This window comes from Nocardia otitidiscaviarum NBRC 14405 (assembly GCF_000308635.1).
Classification (GTDB): Bacteria; Actinomycetota; Actinomycetes; order Mycobacteriales; family Mycobacteriaceae; genus Nocardia; species Nocardia otitidiscaviarum.
Genome location: NZ_BAGD01000236.1, coordinates 1 through 587 on the forward strand (window position 1 = coordinate 1; position 587 = coordinate 587).

A 587-nucleotide genomic window follows, 5' to 3' on the forward strand; every position below is an offset into this window, starting at 1 on the left:
TTCCTGCGCAGCGAACACGGCGGCGGCCGAGCGGTGTACGCGCTCGGCGGTGGCGCGCACCGGCGACGGCGACCCGTCCGGCTCGATCACCTGCGCGGCGTCCTCAAGCACGAGGCCCGAGAAATCGTCGGGGTACGCCTTGCGCCACGCCTGCGCCTCGGCGCATTTGGCGAGCTGGTTCGCGGGCATCTTCTCCCACATCGAATTCGGCTCGCCGTTGTTCTTGGTCTGCACGAATTCGGAGTAGAGAGCGATGCCGACGTGCGGCTCGCCGTCCGCAATGACGACGAATTTCGCCGCCGCCGGCGGATTGCCTCGGCCACCGAGCCAGACATCCGACCAGCCGCCACCGTCCGGCCCCATCCAGAACGGCCCCTCGGTCTTGACCGACTCGCCCGCGGCCTTCGCCGCTCGGCGGCCGTTGAGCCGGTAGCCGTCGATACCGGTCTGAATCGTGTATTTGGTCTCCCAGCGCTCGGGCTCGCCGCGGTACCCGCCGACCTTGGTCTTGCGGCCGATCAGGTAAATCTGCTTCGCGAACGGGTCGAGGCCCGTCGTCTGGCACCGATGAAAGAACAGGTCGAGTT

At 67.8% G+C, this 587-nt stretch carries 1 protein-coding gene; it reads right to left on the bottom strand.

Going from position 1 to position 587, the window contains the following annotated elements:
* A partial coding sequence (locus ON31_RS29465; protein WP_169335049.1) for a RecT family recombinase occupies positions 1–587 on the bottom strand: 587 nt, incomplete at both ends.